This is a genomic window from Duganella sp. GW821-FHT07F09, assembly GCF_059418705.1.
Window position 1 is genome coordinate 284,480 of record NZ_JBWKQJ010000008.1, and the last position, 20,347, is coordinate 304,826.

Annotated in this window: 17 protein-coding genes; 7 read left to right on the top strand and 10 right to left on the bottom strand. The window is 61.9% G+C overall.

The annotated features are described in order from the left end of the window. Nucleotides 1–28: 28 nt before the first annotated feature. Nucleotides 29–1,192 carry a M23 family metallopeptidase gene (locus tag AC07P1_RS22025; protein WP_494697841.1) on the top strand — a complete coding sequence of 388 codons (1,164 nt, stop codon included), beginning with the start codon at nucleotides 29–31 and terminating at the stop codon, nucleotides 1,190–1,192. A gap of 102 nt (nucleotides 1,193–1,294) precedes the next feature. On the opposite strand, the gene AC07P1_RS22030 is transcribed toward AC07P1_RS22025, so the two are convergent. From AC07P1_RS22030 to AC07P1_RS22045, 4 genes are all read right to left on the bottom strand, one after another. Continuing rightward, a complete protein-coding gene (locus tag AC07P1_RS22030; protein ID WP_494697842.1) occupies nucleotides 1,295–1,534 on the bottom strand; it encodes a hypothetical protein in 240 nt (79 codons plus the stop codon). A 764-nt stretch (nucleotides 1,535–2,298) separates the two neighbouring features. Beyond that, a complete protein-coding gene (locus tag AC07P1_RS22035) occupies nucleotides 2,299–2,613 on the bottom strand; it encodes a hypothetical protein (RefSeq protein WP_494697843.1) in 315 nt (104 codons plus the stop codon). 166 nt (nucleotides 2,614–2,779) lie between these two features. Continuing rightward, on the bottom strand, nucleotides 2,780–3,124 hold the full coding sequence (locus AC07P1_RS22040) for a hypothetical protein (RefSeq protein WP_494697844.1): 345 nt from the start codon (nucleotides 3,122–3,124) through the stop codon (nucleotides 2,780–2,782). Between the two features lie 442 nt (nucleotides 3,125–3,566). After that, on the bottom strand, nucleotides 3,567–5,054 hold the full coding sequence (locus tag AC07P1_RS22045) for a GGDEF domain-containing protein (protein WP_494697845.1): 1,488 nt from the start codon (nucleotides 5,052–5,054) through the stop codon (nucleotides 3,567–3,569). A gap of 168 nt (nucleotides 5,055–5,222) precedes the next feature. Here AC07P1_RS22045 and AC07P1_RS22050 point away from each other — a divergent pair, with 168 nt between their 5' ends. Continuing rightward, a complete protein-coding gene (locus tag AC07P1_RS22050; RefSeq protein ID WP_494697846.1) occupies nucleotides 5,223–6,215 on the top strand; it encodes an SDR family oxidoreductase in 993 nt (330 codons plus the stop codon). Between the two features lie 3 nt (nucleotides 6,216–6,218). After that, entirely contained in the window at nucleotides 6,219–7,148 is a 930-nt protein-coding gene (gene ku / locus AC07P1_RS22055; RefSeq protein ID WP_494697847.1) for a non-homologous end joining protein Ku, read from the top strand. 150 nt (nucleotides 7,149–7,298) lie between these two features. Here the strand turns inward: ku and ligD are convergent, their stop codons facing one another. Further along, nucleotides 7,299–9,839 (bottom strand): DNA ligase D, encoded by a 2,541-nt coding sequence (gene ligD / locus AC07P1_RS22060; RefSeq protein ID WP_494697848.1) that lies wholly within the window; start codon nucleotides 9,837–9,839, stop codon nucleotides 7,299–7,301. Between the two features lie 158 nt (nucleotides 9,840–9,997). Between ligD and AC07P1_RS22065 the strand changes: the two genes are divergently transcribed. Then, nucleotides 9,998–10,348 carry a hypothetical protein gene (locus tag AC07P1_RS22065; RefSeq protein ID WP_494697849.1) on the top strand — a complete coding sequence of 117 codons (351 nt, stop codon included), beginning with the start codon at nucleotides 9,998–10,000 and terminating at the stop codon, nucleotides 10,346–10,348. A 72-nt stretch (nucleotides 10,349–10,420) separates the two neighbouring features. On the opposite strand, the gene AC07P1_RS22070 is transcribed toward AC07P1_RS22065, so the two are convergent. The 5 genes from AC07P1_RS22070 to AC07P1_RS22090 all read right to left on the bottom strand — a co-directional run bounded on the left by AC07P1_RS22070 (nucleotide 10,421) and on the right by AC07P1_RS22090 (nucleotide 17,634). Then, the gene (locus AC07P1_RS22070; protein WP_494697850.1) at nucleotides 10,421–11,950 is read right to left on the bottom strand and encodes an efflux transporter outer membrane subunit; all 1,530 of its coding nucleotides are present in this window, start codon (nucleotides 11,948–11,950) and stop codon (nucleotides 10,421–10,423) included. A 1-nt stretch (nucleotide 11,951) separates the two neighbouring features. Continuing rightward, the gene (locus AC07P1_RS22075) at nucleotides 11,952–15,137 is read right to left on the bottom strand and encodes an efflux RND transporter permease subunit (protein WP_494697851.1); all 3,186 of its coding nucleotides are present in this window, start codon (nucleotides 15,135–15,137) and stop codon (nucleotides 11,952–11,954) included. Nucleotides 15,138–15,141: 4 nt separating this feature from the next. Beyond that, complete coding sequence (locus tag AC07P1_RS22080; RefSeq protein ID WP_494697852.1) at nucleotides 15,142–16,401, bottom strand: efflux RND transporter periplasmic adaptor subunit; 1,260 nt, start codon at nucleotides 16,399–16,401, stop codon at nucleotides 15,142–15,144. Nucleotides 16,402–16,555: 154 nt separating this feature from the next. Next, a complete protein-coding gene (locus AC07P1_RS22085; RefSeq protein WP_494697853.1) occupies nucleotides 16,556–17,425 on the bottom strand; it encodes an alpha/beta hydrolase in 870 nt (289 codons plus the stop codon). Beyond that, nucleotides 17,422–17,634, bottom strand: coding sequence for a hypothetical protein (locus AC07P1_RS22090; RefSeq protein WP_494697854.1), 213 nt, complete (start codon nucleotides 17,632–17,634; stop codon nucleotides 17,422–17,424). Before AC07P1_RS22090 ends, AC07P1_RS22085 begins: the two co-directional genes overlap by 4 nt. A 157-nt stretch (nucleotides 17,635–17,791) precedes the next feature. Here AC07P1_RS22090 and AC07P1_RS22095 point away from each other — a divergent pair, with 157 nt between their 5' ends. The 3 genes from AC07P1_RS22095 to AC07P1_RS22105 are packed head-to-tail and all read left to right on the top strand — an operon-like array spanning nucleotide 17,792 to nucleotide 20,282. Further along, the gene (locus AC07P1_RS22095) at nucleotides 17,792–18,751 is read left to right on the top strand and encodes a LysR family transcriptional regulator (RefSeq protein ID WP_494697855.1); all 960 of its coding nucleotides are present in this window, start codon (nucleotides 17,792–17,794) and stop codon (nucleotides 18,749–18,751) included. Further along, a complete protein-coding gene (locus tag AC07P1_RS22100; protein WP_494697856.1) occupies nucleotides 18,748–19,722 on the top strand; it encodes a D-2-hydroxyacid dehydrogenase in 975 nt (324 codons plus the stop codon). The genes AC07P1_RS22095 and AC07P1_RS22100 overlap by 4 nt, the downstream gene beginning before the upstream one ends. A gap of 41 nt (nucleotides 19,723–19,763) precedes the next feature. Continuing rightward, entirely contained in the window at nucleotides 19,764–20,282 is a 519-nt protein-coding gene (locus AC07P1_RS22105; protein ID WP_494697857.1) for a GNAT family N-acetyltransferase, read from the top strand. Nucleotides 20,283–20,347: the final 65 nt, after the last annotated feature.

The following is a 20,347-nucleotide window of genomic DNA, read 5'->3' on the forward strand; positions in this document are numbered from 1 at the left end:
GGCTTCGCCAGCCCTCGGAGTACCCGCCATGCGCCGTTCCGCCTTGTCGTCCGCCTTGTTGCTCTCCGCATCCCTTGCGGCCGGCCAGCCCTCCCCGCCCCCGGCACCGGTGGAGGTCCACGCCCTGCACGCGCCGCAACCGGTGGCGGGCAACGACGGCAAGCGTTATCTGTTCTACGAGCTAGACATCGGCAACTTCTACGCCGGCACCGGGACATTGAACCTTATCAGGGCCGAGGTCTACGCCGGTGACAGCGCCAAGCCGCTCACCACCTACAGCGGCGCAGACCTCGCCCGCCTGCTTGGCCCCAACAAGGAACTGGAGGCCGACAACAGCCTCGCCATCAAAGGGGGCGCCCAAGCGCTGATCTTCATCGCTGCGGAGCTGCCGGATGGACGCAAGACGGCGCAAGCGCTACGCCATAAGCTGACCTTCAAGAGCGCCAACGGCGAAGTGCAAACCGCCGACGACATTCCCGTCACGGTCGCGCTCCAGCCGCCTGTCGTATTGGGTGCGCCTCTGCGCGGCGGCCTGTGGCTGGCCGACGAAGGCCCGGGCCACGCCCAATCGCACCACTGGGGCGGGGTGATCGCACAAAACGGCCGCCTCACCATCCCGCAGCGCTACGCCATTGACTTCTTCGGCCTGGACCCGCGCGGACACGCGGTAAACGTCGCGGTGGAGAAATTGGCCGAGAGCCGCGTCGAAGACTGGACAGGCTGGAACAGCGACGTACTGGCCGTCTCCGACGGCATCGTGCGCGACACGCGCGACGGCGTCGCGGACCGCAAGCCTTTGTCCCCGCAGGAGGAGCCGAAAGAGCTCAGCGCCCGGGGCCTGTATGGCAATTTCGTCGTGCTGGAGGTCGCGCCCGGCGTGTTCGCGCACTACGCGCATCTGCGTCAGGGCAGCGTCGCGGTCAAACCGGGTCAGCGCGTCAAGCGCGGCGCGGTGCTGGGCCACTTAGGCCTGACCGGCGCCGCCGGCGCGCCCCACCTACACTTCCACGTCGCGGACAAGGCCACCTTCGCCGATTCGCAAGGCCTACCCTTCGTGTTCGACAGCTACACGCGCGCAGGCCACGCCACCGAAAGCGAGGCGATGAACAACACCTCGACTGTACAAGTCGCGCCGAGAGCCCAGAGGCGCAAGCTGCGCATGCCGCTGGATGGGGACATCGTCGGTTTTTGACCGGCCGCGGCTTCCGCCCCAAACCGGAAGTTCGGATGCTGCCGAGCAGATACTCAACGTCAGCCGGAACGTTTGGTGAGGCTCACGCTTACCGGCATGCTCCTACCTTGCTTCCCTAGGAATTTCTAGTACACCAGATCGCTCCAACAGCGCAATTGTTGCATCTGCCAAATCGTCCTCTTCAATGATGAGATCCAAAAATTTTCCTTCATAAGAGTACTGAATTAGCTTAAATCCAGGGCAGATGACGAGTCGAAATTTTTCAATTCCACCGGCTGGAAAAACGATTTTGTCATAAACCATTTGGTCCGATACTGCGTTAACGCGGGGTATTTTGTTCATTATGGTCAGAGCATACAAGAAACGAAGATTTCTAACGGAGATGGCCAACGTCCCGAATTGGCCGATCCCCGCCGATTGTATTCGACGCCTACGGTGCGCTCCGATCTCGGCGACTGTCGCCCCACTGCAAACCTCAGGCCACAACGATGTTAGCGGGCAGACTTACCGAACACGCGAGCGTGCCAATACATCTGTGGTGCGGCAAACCAGCTTTCGTTCCTAAACGTTCGTAGTTGAGCAAGTTGGGCCATCGGTATTTGATGGCGACTGAACAATGCCAATAGGTCTCTAATCGACGCCTGCGAGAGGTTCGTTCTGACCACCAAGCTACCTTGTTCCCACCGAATAACACCGGGAATCTCTATCGCCCACTGGAACAAATGCTTCTCGTCGAGCTGAGACCCAAAAAGCACGCTCGAACAGTCGAAATAAATAATCGGTTTCCTTGTTCTTCTACGACCGCTTTTGGCCGGATGCGGCAGGTCAATTTCCAAACTCAGCCCAACCTGCTGCTAAAACCTTTTCCTCGGATGCCTCTTTAACTTGCTCCTCGCTGCGAAGGGCATTCTCGAAAGACCTGGCTGCTGCGGGAGATTTCCATTGCGACTCACAGTCATCGCACATCAGCAGTAAGACTCCGGAGAGAACACTCTCCACAGCTATAAGCTGGCCTTGTCGACAAATTGGACACTCTCCGAAGTAAGTCTTAGTCATATCAATTATTGTATTTACCTGCGTCAGCGGCCGCTTTTGGCCGTTAAGAGTCATTTTTTAAATATTTTTCCCATTACAAACACACCTGCTGCTAACGAAACACAAGCGCAGATTCCCAACAAGAATAGAGGCGCTCCGAACGTTACAATCATCTCAGGAATCATAATCAATGGTTGAACATCAACTCCGTGAACATAACATGGATTGGTTCCTCCTTCGTTGACATCACAACCTAGGGCTCGAGAAATCCAGAACATGACGTATGCAAAAAGAGCCAAAAGTAGCCATGTTACGAGAATTTTCAAACTGGTCTTCAGCAGCGACGACCAAGGACTCGTACGATGTGAACCTTCATCCTCATTCATGATTAGCCTTGCCAGTCATACCGCATGAATTTGAACGGTCGCTCTTGGCCGGTTACGGTCGTTGCCCTATTCCGCCCCGTTGCGGACCTTCGTGTTCCGATTAAAAAATGCAGTGTTCATTTATCATCTAACGGCAGGCATCTATTTCTGGTGGTTGGCATACGAATTACCAACTGTACGGGCGTACCAACATATGGGCGCACGCAGCGGCGGTTCCGAGCATGACTCCCGAAAAACCTAAATTACCAAAAAAGAAATACGATGCCATAAAACCAATAAATGAACATATCAAAAGAGACAGAATCACCTTAAGTTGAACAGCCCTTTTCGACTCGCTCATTGTTTCCCTGGCCGCCGAGTTCATTTGCCCGTACACTGCAATGAGCGCAGCCGTGAAAAGTCCAACAATCACCACGATATAGATTGCGCTCTCCAGCAAAACTCCGATGAGGGCCAAGGCAAGCATCGAACCGTATATCGCAAATAAACCTGCCTGTTTATTTCTAAGCATATCATTTACCAGTTAGCAATCAGGAGCGTAGCAATCGCGGTCATCCATGGTGCTTTTTATTAACGGCAGTACATCGCAGAGGGGCCAATGCGCCGGCTATCGCTCTCGCTACAAGTCTCTCGGACCGCTCTTGGCCGGTTACCGTCACCTCACCCTAAGGCGTTCCAGCTTAAGATTAGTGCGACAACTGGCACAGTCAACAATAGCACCAGAACCACCCTGAGCCAAAACTCTTCTAACTCGCCCTCACGCAACAGCCTGCGACAACTCGTAACGGCGCGAAACAACGCGACCGTATACAAGCTTCCGCCAAGCAGGACAGCAAGCAAAATAATCGGCCCAAAAATACTGAGTTTCAACCACGCATCAAGGAACATGGCTCCCCTTCATCTGATAGCTCAGCAAATTACCACTGTCGGCTCTCGGCCGTTTTCTGCGTCTTTTATCTCGCCAACTCGATATGATTGCGTCCTGCGCGTTTGGCCCGCTGCAAAGCCGCGTCGAGCCGGTCGAGGACTGTGTCGACGCCCTCCTCCGGCCCGGTCTGGGCGATGGCCAGGCTGACGTTGACGCTATCGCAGCCCGGCAAATCCGCCTCGACGATCGCCAGGCGCAGCTTTTCGGCCAGTAGCATGGCGTCGGCGGCCGTCGTATGGGTGGCGACGATCAAAAACTCCTGCCCGCGCGTGCGCGCCAGCATGTCGGAGGCGCGCAGGCGACGCATCACCGTCTCCGCCGCCAGGCGCAAGGCCGCGTCGCCGAGCGGATGGCCGTATGGATCGTCCAACGAGCGGAAGCTGCTCACCTCGAACGACATCACCGCCAGCGGCAGGCCGTAACGGCGCGCGCGCCGTAGTTCGTTGTCCAGCATCGTCTCGCCGGCGCGGCGGTTGGCGGCGCCCGTCAAATGATCGACGCTACTCAGCTGCGAGAGTTGGTCGGAGAGTTCGTCGTTCCGGTGCTTTAATTCGCTCATGCCCAACCCGAGGCTGACAAACTGCGCAAGGCTGGAGAACGCGGCAAACTGCTCGCGCGAGAAAGCGATGTGACGGTCGAACATGAGGCAGATCGCCCCCATGGCCGATCCCGTCTCCGGATTGCCCGCCTCGGAGCGCAGCGGCAGCGCCAGCACCATGCGCACGTAACGGTCGTGCAAACGCATCGCCAGTTCCGGATCGCCGGTCTTCTCGGGCGCGTCCAACAGCACCATGCGCCCCGCGGACACCGCCATCAACGGCGGAAACACGTCCCGCAGCGCCGATTGCAGCAGATGGTCGCTCCGCCCCATCAGAGTGGCCAGATTGAGATCGTCGGGCGACGCCTGGGCGACCAGACGCAGATCGCCGTGCTGTTTCATATGCAGCAGCGACGCGTGATACACGCCCGGAAAACCGCACAGCGCATGACACACCTTGGCCGCCATCCTGTCGATATTGTCGATGGCGCCGATGGCGTGCTGCACGCCGCGCTGCAGACCCACCAAATCGCGCAGCTCGCGCTCCCTGTCGAAAAGGCGCTGCTGCGTTGCCGCGCCGGGATCGTCGGATATCGACAACGCCCGGCGCACGGCATGCCGCAGATCTTCATCGAGCACGGGGCAAATCAGATAGTCGAAGGAACCGAAAGCCATCAGCTCCGGCAGCCACGCGCACTGCTCATATCCGCACAACACGATCATCGGCGCGCCGGCGCGGTCGATGATCAACTGTCCGATCGCGGCCAGCCCGCCTGGACGCGCGTAGCCGTTCAAATCGAGCACCAGCAAGTCGGTGGGCTGGCGGGCCAACTCGGCGGCCATGTCGTCGATGGTGTCGACGATCACCAGCCGGGAGAACATCTCCCCACAGATCGCCTGGAAGTGCGCGCGCCGGTCGCGGCTGGGATTGAAATACGCGCCGACGCTGCCGGACCGGCCTGGATTCTCGGTCATTTTTGTTGCCCCTAGGTATTTCTATTCTTGTGCGGAACCGCTTCCTTCCAGTGTGCCACAAAACCGGGCGCTTGCACGGTCGGCCATCTACGCGCATGTGTGAAAAAGCGCACCGTCATTCTGGCGCTGGGCGCCAATACTGTTCCTTCGATGCACAAGGAGAGAATGATGACAAACAACGAAAACCGGGCCGATGCGGGCACCGCCAATCAACAGCGCGAGATCCAGCAACGGCAGGACCAGGCCGACCAGCAGAAGGAATCCGGCAGCCAGTCCGGCCAGCGCCAGGGGCCGGTGCAAACCACCGAACATGAGTACCCGGGCACGATGCCCTCGCAGCACCTGGAAAAGCCGGGGCTGGAGGCGCAGATGCAGCTCAAGCCGGAGTTCCTGGCGCCCGACTACGCCGGCAGCGGCAAACTCGCCGGCATGGTGGCCTTGATCACCGGCGGCGATTCCGGCATCGGCCGCGCCGTGGCGGTGCTGTACGCGCGCGAGGGCGCCGACGTCGCCATCGTCTATCTGGAAGAAGACCAGGACGCGAACGACACCAAACGCTATGTCGAGGCGGAGGGCCAGAGCTGCCTGCTGCTGCGCGGCGACGTGCGGGACGCCGCCTTCTGCCGCGACGCCGCCGAGCAGACGCACAAGCACTTCGGCCGGCTCGATATCCTGGTCAACAACGCCGCCTTCCAGGAACACGCGGAAAAAATCACCGACCTGACCGAGGAACGCTTCGACATGACGATGAAGACCAATGTCTACGGCTACTTCCACATGGCCAAGGCAGTGGTGCCGTACCTGAAACGCGGCGCTTCCATCATCAACACCGGATCGGTGGTGGGGCTGCAAGGCTCCAAGCACCTGCTGGACTACTCGACCACCAAGGGCGCGATCCACGCCTTTACGATGTCACTTGCCTCCAACCTGCTGGACCAGGGCATTCGCGTGAACGCGGTGGCGCCAGGACCGGTGTGGACGCCGCTCAACCCGGCCGACCAGTCGCCCGAGAAGATCGCCGAATTCGGCCAGGCCACCGACATGCGCCGCGCCGCGCAGCCGCAGGAGCTGTCGCCGGCCTACGTGTTCCTGGCCGCACCGTCGTGCTCCAGCTATATCAGCGGCATCGTATTGCCGGTGACCGGCTCCGTGGGGTCCTGAGCCATGGCCGCCCGCGCGTTGTGGAAAGGCGCCATCAGCTTCGGACTGGTGCACATTCCGGTCGAGTTGTATTCGGCGGTGCAAGCGCACGAGCTGGATTTGACGATGCTCGACCGCCGCGACTTTTCCCCCGTGGGCTACAAGCGCTATAACAAAAAAACCGGCAAGGACGTGACCTGGGACGACATCGTCAAAGGCTACGAGTACGAGGAGGACGAATATGTCGTCCTGTCGGACGAGGACCTGAAGCGCGCCAACGTCGAAGCCACGGGCACGATCGACATTCAGGCCTTCGTCGATGCGGCCGACGTGCCGCTCACGTATTACGAGCAGCCCTATTACCTGGCGCCATCCAAGGGCGGCGCCAAGGTCTATGCGCTGCTGCGCGAAACGCTGCGCAAGGCCGGCAAGATCGGCATCGCGACGGTGGTGATCCGCACCAAGCAGCACCTGTGCGCGCTGGTGTGCATCGACGACAAGATCGTGCTCAATACGCTGCGGTATGAGGCGGAGATCCGCGGCGCCGAGGAATTGAAGCTGCCGCCGGCGACCGCCAAGGCGGCCGGCATCAGCGACAAGGAGCTGCAGATGGCGCTGTCGCTGGTCGAGGGCATGAGCGAGGAATGGAAACCGGAGCAGTACCGCGACACCTACAAGGACGACGTGCTGGCGTTGGTGAAGAAAAAGGTCAAGGCGGGTCAGACCAAGACCATCACCGCCGCCGAGCCTGAAGACAAACCGGCCAAGGCGTCGAACGTGGTCGATCTGGTGGCGCTGCTGCAGGACAGCCTGGGCAAGCGGCCGGGCAAGGCTGGAACCAAAGCCGCCGCCAAACCGGCGGCGCGCAAGACGGCCTCCGCCAAGAAGACGCCGACGGCGGCCGCCAGGGCCAAGAGCACGGCCAAGTCATCGCCGTCGCGCAAGGCGGCATGACCGTAGCCACGCGACATCAAAAACCACTGATACACGTAGGGCGGATTAGGCGGAACGCCGTAATCGGCCAATGTATGCGCCGTCGAAACGCACGCGTTGGCGGATTACGCTACGCTAATCCGCCCTACGTGTCCCCGCGTTATATCAACTTCACGTTCCAGGCTTGAAATCAAGCATCTTCATTGCCGGCGCCAGCCCCTTGGCGGCCTTCGCGTATCCATCCCAAGGCGCATTGCCAACATCGAGCCGCGTATGCACCGTACCCACGGTCCAATGATCCCCGCCGGTCAGCTTATCCAACTCCTCCCAAGCCACCGGCACCGAAATCCCCAACCCCGGCCGCGCCCTCGCCGACCAGGCGCAAGCCGTCGTCGCTCCACGTCCATTACGCAAATAATCGATAAAGATCTTCCCGATACGATTACTAGGCCCGCTCTTGAGCACAAACCGCTCCGGAATATTCTGCGCCATATGCGCCACGATCGCCTGCGAAAACGCCTTAACGTCATCCCAGCCATACCCCGGTTTGATCGGCACCACCACGTGCAGGCCCTTGCCCCCGCTGGTCTTCAAGAACGCGGGCAACCCGAGATGATCGAGGAACGCGCGCATCAACTGCGCCGCCTCCTGCACCTGCTTCCACGTGACGTCCTTGCCGGGATCGAGATCGAACACCATCCGGTTCGGCTTCTCGTAGCTGGCGGCGCCGGCGTTCTGCGTATGCAGCTCCACCACGTTCCATTGCGCTGCCGACAGCAAGCCCTGCTCCGTCGACACCTCCAGCATTGGCGGATGATCCGGGTCCAACGCCTGCTTGAGACTCTTCACCCCCGGCAGCTTGTTGGTCTCCGCGTGCTTTTGGAAGAACAGCTCCCCGCCCACACCGGCCGGCGCCCGCACCAGCGATACCGGCCGGCCTTTCAGGTGCGGAAGCATCAGCGCGCCCACCAGCGCGTAGTAGCGCACCAGCGTGATCTTGGTGGCGCCGCTTTGTTTGTCGATCACGCGATCGGGATTGGTCACTTTCAGTGAGGCCGGCAGCTTGCCATGCACGGCGGTCGCGGTTTCCATGTCGGGTTTCTCCTTCTCCTGCAAGTGGGCCGGCAGCTCGCGCGTGATGGCGCTGGCTTTCTTATCCTTGCGCAGCCCTTTGAATACGGAATGACGAATCGAACCTGAGCGCGTCCATTCGCCAAAGGCCACCTCCGCCACAAGGGTGGGCTTAAGCCAGTGCGCCCGTTTGTCGATCTCTTTGTTCGGCACAAATGGGCTCTTATCGGCCGTCAGCTCATCCATTTTGGACTTCAGCTCCTTCAGCGAGGCGCCGTTAAAGCCGCTGCCGACATTGCCGGCGTATTGCAGCTTGCCGTCCTTGTCGTAAGTGCCCAGCAGCAGCGAACCGAAGCCGCTGCGCGAGCCTTGCGGGTCGGTGTAGCCCCCGATGACGAATTCCTGGCGTTGGCCGCATTTGAGCTTGATCCAGCTGCCGCCGCGCCGCGACGTATACGCGGAATCGCGGCGCTTGCCGATAATGCCCTCCAGCCCCATGCTGCAGGCGGCGGCGATCATGTCCTGGGGCGTGGCGTTCAGCGCGGCGCTATAGCGCACGGTGTCCGTGGCCTTCTTCGCCATCACCTTTTCGAGTATGGCACGGCGCTCCTCCAGCGGCATGTCGCGCAGATCCCGGCCGTCGTGGAACGGAATGTCGAAGATGAAGTAGACCATCTCGCCGGGGTGATTCTCGTCGAAGGCGTTTTGCAGCAGGCCGAAGTCGGGACGGCCGTCGTCGTCGTGGACGACGATCTCGCCGTCGTACCAACCCGAAGGCAGCTTCATTTTAGCGATGGCGTCGCGCAGCGGACGCATTTTGTGCGTCCAGTCGTTACCGTTTCGGGTGACCAGGCGGATGTCCGTGCCGTCCACGCGCGTGAGAATGCGGTAGCCGTCGAACTTGATCTCGAACAGCCAATCCTCCGGCGAGGACGGTGGCGCGTCGACCAGCGTAGCCAGTTGCGGCGTCAACGTCTCGGGCAGTTCGGCTTTCGGAGCGGCGGCCTTGGGTGCAGCCTTCGCTGCTGCCTTGGGCGCGGCTTTCGCGACGCCCTTCGCCACCTTCGCAGGCGCCGCTGCGGCGCCCCCGGGGAGCGGCAAGGCTTTCACGCTGTCGGGCATCTCATCGACCACGCTGAACTCCTCGGCCGGCCGCGCATAATCGTCCTTCTCTTTAATCAGCAGCCATGGCTCCTGCTTTTCGCCCTTGCCCTTCATCCGCACCAGCACCCACTTGCCGTGCATCTTATGGCCGGTCAGTTCGAATTTCAGATTGCCGGCGGCGAGCGCCTTGCGTGGATCGTCCAGCGGCTTCCAATAGCCCTTGTCCCAGATGATGACCTTCCCCGCCCCGTACTGCTTGGGCGGTATCGTCCCCTCGAAATCGTTGTACGAGATCGGGTGGTCCTCCACATGCACCGCCATGCGCTTGTCGTGCGTGTCGTAGCTCGGCCCCTTAGGCACGGCCCAACTCATCATGACGCCGTCGAGTTCCAGCCGGAAGTCGTAATGCAGCCGGCTGGCCCAATGCTTTTGAATGACGAACGTCAGCGTCTCGCCGCCCTCCTGGCCTCCTTCGGCCGGCTCGGGGGTGATCGCGAAGTTACGCTTGGCTTTATAGGTTTTCAGGGATTCGCTCATGACGCCAGCGTAGCCCCGGGCGGCCGCGCACTCTGTGCGCTGGCGAACATGTAAGCGATTGTAAAGGCCGTCAACGAGTGCGATCCGGCCCGCGTTTTCTGCTCAGTGACACGGGAATTGTCCCGGCCCTAAATCAAAACCTGAATGAGGATTTCATCATGAACAAACTTATCGCTACCCTGATCGCCGGCCTGTTTGCAACCGCAGCTTTTGCACAAACTCCTGCCACCACCCCGACCGCTCCAGCAGCTGCCAAAGCAGAGGCTAAAGAAACCAAAGCCGCCGTCAAAGCCGAAGCGAAAGAAACCAAAGCTGAAATCAAGGCCGACGCAAAAACCGCCAAGGTAGAAGCCGACGCGAAGAAAGACGTCGCCGTCGCCCACGCCGAAGCCAAAGCCGACAAGGCCGACGCCCACGCCAAGGCCACCAAGACCAAAGCCAAGGCACACGCCAAGGCCGCCAAGACCGAAGCAACCGATGGCGTGGCCGCTCCAGCCGTCGTGAAATAATCTTTATTCTGTAAGACGTAAAAAAAGCGGACCCGATTTGATTCGGGTCCGCTTTTTCCATGGGCGATCAGATTATTGCTGAGCGACCGCCGGTGCCGTTGGCGCGCCGGCTGTACCGCCGACGCTGTCCCAGCCGCCACCCAGTGCGCGGATCAGCGCCACGGTGGTCACCGCGCGCGTGCCGCGCAACTGCACGGCGGTGCGTTCCACCGCCGCCAGGTTGCGCTGCGCGTCCAGCAGATCGAGATAGCTCGAACGACCGGCCGTATACAGCTTCTGCGCCAGGTCGGCGGAACGGCGCGCCGACACCAGCGCCGCTTCCATCTGCGCGGTCTGACCAGCGAGGATGCGCAGGCCGGCCAGGTTGTCTTCCACCTCGGCGAAGGCCACCAGCACGCTCTGGCGATACGTACCGACCGACTCCTCCAGCGCCGCTTCGCTGCGCAGGATGTTGTTCTTGTTGCGGCCACCGTCGATGATAGGCATCGACATCAGCGCGCCAAGCACCCACGAACGGCTGCTCCACTTGAACACTTCGGCCACGGTGTCGGCCGACGAGCCGCCACCGCTCGCGCTCAACGTCAGCGCCGGGAACATGGCCGATCGGGCCACGCCGATGCGGGCGTTGGACGCCTCCATCGTGCGCTGCGCGGCGGCGATGTCCGGGCGGCGTTCCAGCAGCGACGATGGCATGCCGGCCGGGATCACCGGCAGCAGCGCCGTGTCCAGCAAAGGCGAAACGCCGGCCGTGTAGCTGGCCGCCGGTTTGCCCAGCAGGACCGCCAGCGCATGCTCGGTCGTCACGCGCTGACGCTGCAGGCCGATGAACTCGGAGCGCGTCGTCGCCAGTTCGGTCTTGGCGCGCGCCAGATCGAATTCGCCGATGTCGCCCAGGTCGAAACGACGCTGATTGACCTTGACGTCCTCCTCGCGCGTCTGCACCGTGCGGTTCAGCGTTTCGAGTTCGGCATCGGTGGCGCGCAGACGGAAGTAGGTCTGCGCCACGTCGGCTTGCACCGACAACAGCACCGAGCGGTAGGTCGCCTCGATCGAGGCGGCGTCGCTGCGGGCGGCGCTGACGTTCGACGATACGCGGCCGAACAGATCGACCTCGTAGCTGGCCGTCAGATTGGCGCTAAACAGTTTGCCCGGCGCGACATCGGTGCCTTGCGGCAGGCCGAGCGAGGTCGCCGACTGGCGCTGACGCTGGGCGCCGGCGTTGACGCCGACCTGCGGAATGCGGTCCGCTTCGGCCACGCCGGCGATGGCGCGGGCCTGCTTGACGCGGGCCGCCGCCACCGACAGGTTGGCGTTGGCGCGTGTCGCCTCGGCGATCAGCTCATTGAGGGCCGGATCGTTGAAGGCCAGCCACCACTCGCCGCGCGGTTGCGCCTCGGCGGCCTGCGCCTGTTTCCAGGTGCTGCCGTCGGCGGCGGTTTTCACCGCCACCGAGACGTCGGCGGCGGTCGGCGTTTGCGATTCCTTAAAGGCCGTGGGCACTTCCACCGCCGGCTGTTTGAATTCCGGCGCGGCGCATGCCGTCATCAGCAACGCTGCCAGCACCGGCGCCACACCTTTGGCGATCATTTGCAGCTTGTTCATATTAGTGGGTCCCTTCCAGTTTGACCACCGCGCCGTCGCCGGCGACGGCAGGTTTTTTCTCCAGGCGGATCGCCAGGTTACGCAGCAGGACGTAGAACACGGGCGTCAGGAACAGGCCGAAGAAGGTCACGCCCAGCATGCCAGCGAACACCGCCACACCCATCGCATGACGCATCTCCGAACCGGCGCCGCTCGAGAACACCAGTGGCAGCACGCCCATGATGAATGCGATCGACGTCATCAGAATCGGACGCAGACGCAGGCGGCAAGCTTCCAGCGCCGCTTCGACGACGGTACGACCCTGGTGCTCCAGTTCACGGGCGAATTCCACAATCAGAATCGCGTTCTTGGACGCCAACCCGACCAGCACGAACAGCGCGATCTGCGTGAAGACGTTGTTGTCGCCAGCGGTCAGCTTGACGCCGATCAGCGCGCACAGGATCGACATAGGCACGATCAGGATCACGGCCAGCGGAAGGGTCCAGCTTTCGTATTGGGCGGCCAGCACCAGGAACACCAGCAATACGCACAGCGGGAACACGTAAATCATCGTGTTACCGGACAGGATGTCCTGGTACACCAGTTCCGTCCACTCGTAGCCGATACCCTTCGGCAGGACCTCTTCGACGATCTTGGTCATTTCAGCCTGCGCTTCGCCAGACGACACGCCGGGAGCCGGTGCGCCGTTGATTTCGGCCGCGACGAAGGCGTTGTAGCGTTGTACGCGGTCCGGGCCATAGGTGTCCTTGACGCGCATCAGCGACGACAGCGGAATCATCTCGCCCTTATCGTTACGCACCTTGAGCTGTGCGATGTCTTCAGCGTGCGACCGGAACTGCTGGTCGGCCTGGACGCGCACCTGATAGGTACGGCCGAACTGATTGAAGTCGTTCACATACAGCGAACCCAGATTGATCTGCAAGGTCTGGTAAATCGTCTGCAGCGGGATGCCCAGCTGCTTGGCCTTGACGCGATCGACGTCGGCGAACAGTTGCGGCACGTTGATCTGGTAGCCCGAGAAGACGCCGGCCAGTTTCGGATTGGTGGCCGCTTTCGCCTGAACCGCCTGAACAGCCTTGTACAGCGCGTCGTAGCCCTGGTTCTCGCGGTCCTGCAACATCAGCTTGAAACCGCCGGTGGTACCGAGGCCGTTGACCGGCGGCGGTGGCAGCACCATCACGAACGCGCCTTCGATCGAACCCATACGCTTGTTCATTTCAGCGGCGATGCCTTCTGCCGACTGCTCCTTGCCGTGACGCTTGTCGAAGGCGCTCAGGCCGACGAAAACGATGCCGGCGTTCGGCGCGTTGGTGAAGCCGTTGATCGACAGGCCGGGGAAAGCGATCGAGTTGTCGATGCCCGGGATGTCCTTGGCAATGTCCGACATCTTACGGATCACGGCGTCGGTGCGGTCCAGCGAGGCGGCGTCCGGCAACTGGGCGAAGCCGATCAGGTACTGCTTGTCCTGCGCCGGAACGAAGCCCGGTGGCACCAGTTTGAACATGAAGCCTGCCGCGACGGCCAGCACCGCGTAGACCACCAGCGAACCGCCCTTGCGCTTCAAGACACCGGTCACGCCCTTTTCATAACGATCGGAGGCGCGGTTGAAGAAGCGGTTGAACCAGCCGAAGAAACGGCCGAACACCTTGTCCATGCCACGGGTCAGCGCGTCTTTCGGCGCGTCGTGCGGTTTGAGCAGCGCGGCGGCCAGCGCCGGGGCCAGGGTCAGCGAGCTGAATGCCGAGATCACGGTCGAAATGGCGATGGTCAGCGCGAACTGCTTGTAGAACTGGCCGGACAGGCCCGATACGAAAGCGATCGGCACGAACACGGCGCACAGCACCAGGGCGATGGCGATAATCGGACCGCTCACCTCTTTCATCGCCTGGATGGTCGCCTCACGCGGCGCCAGGCCGTCGTGGATGTTACGTTCGACGTTTTCCACCACAACGATCGCATCATCGACCACGATACCGATGGCCAGTACGAGGCCGAACAGCGACAGCGTGTTGATCGAGAAGCCAAAGGCCAGCATCACGGCGAAGGTACCGACCACCGAGACGGGAACGGCCAGCAGCGGAATGACCGATGCGCGCCAGGTTTGCAGGAAGATGATCACCACCAGCGCCACCAGGATGATCGCTTCGACCAAAGTGTGGATCACGGAGCGGATCGACTCCCGCACGAATTGGGTCGGGTCGTATACGATGTCGTAAGCGACGCCTTCCGGGAAATCTTTCGACAGGCGTTCCATGGTCGATCGCACGTCGGCCGACAGCTGCAAGGCGTTGGCGTTAGGTGCTTCGAAAATTGGAATCGCGGCGGCCGATTTATTGTTCAGCAGCGAGCGCAAAGCGTACGAGTTCGAGCCCATTTCCAGGCGCGCCACATCGCGCAGACGCGTCACGGCGCCGTCGCTATTGGTCTTGACGACGATGTCGCCAAACTCTTCTTCGCTTTGCAGGCGGCCGTGCGTATTGACGGTCAGCTGGAAGTCGGCACCCTTGCTCGGGCCCTGGCCGATCACACCGGCCGCCACTTGCACGTTCTGCTCGCGGATCGAATCGACGATATCGCCGGCGGTCAGGTTGCGCTGCGCGACCTTTTGCGGATCGAGCCAGACGCGCATCGAATAGTCGCCGGCGCCGAACAGCTGCACCTCGCCCATGCCTGGCAGGCGGGCCAGCTGGTCCTTGACGTTCAACACCGCGTAGTTACGCAGATACAGGTCGTCGTAACGGCCGTTCGGCGACGACAGGTGGACCACCATGGTCAGGTTGGGCGACGACTTGACGGTCGTCACACCGATCTGGCGCACCTCTTCCGGCAGACGCGGAAGCGCGCGCTGGACGCGGTTCTGCACCTGCGTTTCGGCCTGCTCGACGTTGGTGCCGATCTTGAAGGTGACGGTCAGCGCCAGCGCGCCGTCCGAGGTGTTTTGCGAGGACATGTAGAGCATGTTCTCGACGCCGTTGATCTGTTCCTCAAGCGGCGCGGCCACGGTTTCGGCGATGATCTTCGGATTCGCGCCCGGATATTGCGCGCGCACCACCACCGATGGCGGCACCACGTCCGGATACTCCGAGATCGGCAGCTTGAAGATCGATATCAAGCCGGCGACGAAGATAATGATCGACAGTACAGCCGCGAAAATCGGCTTGTCGACAAAAAATCGTGAGATGTTCATATTCTTATTCCTTGGAGGTGCCGGCCTTGGTGTCGGCGACGGCTGCTACTTTTTCATCTTTTTTGGCGTCGGGCTTCGACTCCGGCTTGGCCACGTTGGCGGCCAGCGGATCGGAATCCATCGCCACCACGGTCGGCGTGATCGGCGCGCCGGGACGCACGCGCTGCAGGCCGTTGACGACGATCTTGTCGCCAGCTTTCAGGCCTTCACGCACCACGCGCAGGCCATCGACCTGTGGGCCCAGCGTAACGGCGCGGTACTCGGCCTTGTTGCCGGCGCCGACCACGAACACGAACTTGCGGCTTTGATCGGTGCTGACGGCGCGCTCGTTGATCAACAGCGTAGGCTTGGCGCCGGTGGTGCCGGCCAGCTGCACGCGGGCGAACAGGCCGGGAACCAGGGTGCCGTCCTTGTTGGCCAAGGTTGCGCGCATGCGCACCGAACCGCTGCGCGGATCGAGCTGGTTGTCGACGAATTCCAGTTTGCCCTCGTGCGGGAAGCCGGTTTCGTTGGCCAGGCCGATCTTGACGATCGCCGGTTCGCCCTTGTGGGCGGCGGCGCCGACGCGCAGGTAGGTATCTTCGTCGCCGTCGAAGGAGGCGTAGATGTTTTCCAGCGAGACCACGGAGGTCAGCACGGCCGACGCGTCGACCAGGTTGCCGAGCGTGATTTCAGCTTTCGACACGCGGCCGTTGATCGGCGATTCGACGCGGGTGTAGGCCAGATTGAGCTTGGCCGCCTCGTACTGCGCCTGCGCCGCGCGGGCATCGGCATCGAGCTGCTTCTGGTTCGAAGCGCGTTCGTCGTATTCGCGCTGGGCAATGGCTTTATCGGCCAGCAGTTTTTCGGCGCGGTTCAGTTCCAGCTTTGCCAGTTCGGCCTTGGCGCGCGCGGAGCCGGCGGCGGCCTCGGCACGATTGGCTTCGGCCTGGTAAGGGCGCGCGTCGATGACGAACAACACATCGCCTTTCTTGACCTGGCTGCCCGGCTTGAAGTTGATCGCGGTGATGAAACCGCCGACGCGCGGACGGATCTGCACCTGCTCGACGGCCTCCAGACGACCCGAGAACTCCTGCGTCTCGGTGATGGTTTTCTCGACCACGGTGGCCGCCGAAATCGGTGGCCCGCCACCCGCCGCGGCAGGCGATTCCGTCTTGCCCGTCGCATCGTCGCAACCAGTTAGGCCGAAAGCGGCCAGTCCCGCCAGCGCCATAGCGGCGGCCAGCGGCCGGGCTACAGCGGTGAATTGTTTAATGTTTTTCATTTTTATCCCTTTGTGCATGAAAATAATTAATAGAAATGGCGGCACCGGCTGCCTCAACAAAAATCGAGAAAACACGGTACTAGCGCCCCGCCGGCAAGCCAGTGGGGACGTGACTACAGATACTGCAAATGGTTAGGGTGCTGTCCCTAATGAGCTATGAAGCTGGCGGCGTCTCGGACCGTTCCAGGTTGGTGACAAAGCTGGCGATTTCTCCAAGGGCTGCGCATTTACACGCGCAGTCGTTGCGGGCCCCCGGATCTTGCAGGGGCTGCGGCGCCATCCTGATGACGGTGGTTTTGACACCGCACGAAATCAGCTTGGCCCCGTATTGTTCCGCCTCGTCGCGCAGCGGATCGTCCTCGGACGACAAGATCAGCGCGGGGGGCAGGTTTTTCAAACGACTCGATTGCAGCGGCGACGCGTAAGGGTGCGTGCGGTCGGCGGCGTTGGGCAGGTAGCCACGGTAGGCCGCCGCGCAGGCGTCGGCCACGTCCAGCAACTCCGGCGCCTGCTGCATCTCGCGCATCGAACAAGTGGTCAGGCCCGGGTCCAGCATCGGCATGATCAGGATCTGGCCGGTCAGCGCCGGGCCGCCACGGTCGCGCGACATCAACGCGCACACCGCCGCCAGATTGGCGCCGGCCTCGATACCGGCCACCATCAGCTGCTTGCCGGTCCAGCCGATTTTGCCCTTGTTCTTTTTGGCCCAGATCAGCACCGCGTGGGCGTCTTCCACCGCCGCCGGGAACGGGCGCACGCATGCCAGCGTGTAGCCGGAGGCCAGCACCGCCATGCCGGGATGGTCGTCGGCCAGGTGGCGCAGGAAGCTGTCCGCGTCTTCCAGGTCGCCGCCTACGAAACCGCCGGCGTGGAAGAACACCGTCAGCGTATCGCGCTTGGCAGCGTCGCCGCTGGTGTACAGGCGTGCCGGCAGCGGGCCTTCGGCGCCGCGTACTTCCAGGCTGCGGATCTTCAGCCGATCCGACAGCTCCGGCAGCGCTTCGTCCTGTGGCTTGATGGTCACTGCTGCACCGTGCCAGTCGCGTCGGCCGACATCAGCGACGTGTCGGCGCAGGCCAGCACGTCGCCACTGGCCACTTCGGTCAGGGCACGAACGCCGCTCACTTCGGCCTTGGCCGTCTGCAAGTAGGCATCGGTATAGACGACGCCCGCCAGCGCGAACGATGTGAGCGCGATCGCAACCGTTGCAAAAATTCCGTCCCGATATTTCATGATGATTCCCTCCCGCGTGGTGTAACAACTTGCCTCTGCCCCGGAACAGCCCATGCTTTCCTTGGTGCAGTACAGCAATCTTAAACTTGTTCTACAATCCGATAAATAGCCTAAAGTTGAATTGATTGTTCAGGATTCCGAACAATGGAGCGAATAGATGAATAAACTGCAAGCGATGGAAGTGTTTGTGAACGTGGTCGACTCCGGCGGCTTCACGCGCGCGGCCGAAATCATGCAACTGCCCAAGGCCACGGTCTCGACCCTGATCCAGTCGCTGGAGGCGTCGCTAGCGGTCAAGTTGCTGCACCGGACCACGCGCCACGTCAGCGTCACGGCCGACGGCGCCGCCTATTACGAGCGGTGCCTGCGCATTTTATCGGACGTGCGCGACGCCGAGGAATCGCTATCGCGCACGCGATTGAGCCCCAGCGGACGGCTGCGGGTCGACGTCCCCACCGGGCTGGCCGCCAGCGTGCTGGTGCCGGCGCTGCCGGACTTCTTCACCCGCTATCCGGACATCCAGATGGAGATGGGCTGCAGCGACCGCGCCGTCGACCTGGTCGAGGAAGGCGTCGATTGCGCGGTGCGCGCCGGCCAGTTGGTCGATTCGAGCCTGATCGCGCGGCGCGTCGGCATTCTGCACTTCGTCACCTGCGCGGCGCCATCGTATCTGGACCGCTATGGCCGCCCTTCCCACCCGGACGAATTGACGCGCCACCTGTGCGTTAACTATTTCTCATCGAAGACCGGTAAAATCGTCGGCTGGGATTTCTCGCGCGGCGCAGAACGGGTGCAGGTCGCGCTACCCGGCCACATCGCCCTTAACGACACCACCGCCTACACGGCGGCGGGGCTGGCGGGGCTGGGCATTGTGCAGATGCCGAATTTTTTGCTCGAACCGCTGCTCGCCGACGGCACCTTCGAACAGGTGCTGCCGGAATGGAGCTCCGATTCGATACCGGTGCACCTGGTCTACCCGCAAAACCGCCACCTGTCGGCCAAGGTGCGGGTGTTCGTCGAATGGGTCGCCGAACTGTTCTCCAATCACCCAGGCATGCGCCTGCCGAAGGCACCACCACCGGCGGCGCGCGCCACATCCTATGAGGTAGCCCTATGACCGACTCTACGACCGACCTTCACCGCATCGTTTTCCTCGACCGCGACAGCGTCATCGCCAACGTCCGCAAGCCATCCTTCGCGCACGAGTGGAAGGAATACCCGGCCACCAAGGCGGCCGACGCGATGCAAAGACTGCGCGATGCGCGCGCCACCATTGCCATCACCAACAAGGTGCCGTTGCGCGCCGACGATCTGGCGCAACTGCCGGACCTGAAGATGATCGCGGTGGCCGCCACCGGCACCGACATCGTCGACCTGCAGGCCTGCCGCGAGCGCGGCATCGTCGTCTCCAACATCCGCAACTACGCGGTGCACACGCTGCCAGAGCACACCTTCGCGCTGATCCTGGCGCTGCGCCGCCAACTGGTGGCCTACCGCGAGGACATCGAAGCGGGCCTGTGGCAAAAGTCGGAGCGATTCTGCCTGTTCGGCCATCCGATCTCCGACCTGGCCGGCAGCCGCCTTGGCCTTGCCGGCTATGGCGCGCTGGGTAAATCGGTGGCGCGGATCGCGCGCGCGTTCGGCATGGAGGTGGTGGTGTTCAACCGCTCGCCGGTGACGGACGAAGGCATCAAGCAGGTGTCGTGGGACGAGCTGCTGGAGACGTCGGATGTCCTCAGCCTTCACCTGCCGCTCAACGACAAGACGCGCAACATCATCTGCGCCAAGGAATTGATACGCATGAAAAGCTCGGCGCTGCTGATCAACACCGCGCGCGGCGGCCTGGTGGACGAAGTGGCGCTGGCCGACGCGCTGCGCACCGGCGTGATTGGCGGCGCCGGCTTCGACGTGCTGACAAAGGAGCCGCCGCCGGAGGACAACGTGCTGCTCAACCTGCGGCTGCCGAACTTCATCCTCACGCCGCATTCGGCATGGGCCAGTTCGCAAGCGATGCAGGTGCTGGCGGATCAACTGATCGACAACGTCGAAGCCTGGCAGGCCGGCACGCCAAATAACGTGGTGGGCTAAAGCCACTGATCCCATAAGAATATCCAAGGATGCCACTTCTGATGAATCAAGCCTTCACAATTTCGGTGCCGCACCTTCGCACAGAGCGGCTTACGCTCCGTGAATATCGTGTGGAAGACTTCGAGTTATTTGCAGACCATTTGTCGAATGCTGAAAGTTCAGCCCATTTGGGCTCGGCAGACCGCGCGACCGCTTGGCGCATCTTCAGTTCACATGCTGGATTATGGCTGCTGAGCGGCGCTGGTTGGTGGTCGATAGAAGATCGGCAGACGGGGCAGCTGGTTGGGAGCGTGGGAGCGTTCTTCCGCGACGAATCAACCGTGATCGAGATGGGGTGGAATACTTATCGGGCATTCTGGGGGAAAGGAATTGCGAACGAGGCCGCTGCGGCAGTCCTGGATTATGCGTTCGAGGTGCGTCATGAGCCCAAGGTTCGGGCGCTGATCGCTTCCGGGAATGAATCGTCGCGCCGCGTTGCCGAACGCTTGGGAATGACGTACGAAATGGAAACTGAGCTGCACGGCAAGCGAATCGATAGTTACATGCGTGAGCGTACTTGAAGCTGCCGCGATCAGCGACATGCCGAGTTCGGCTTCCGGCCCGGTTGCAGACGTTCGTGGTCCTC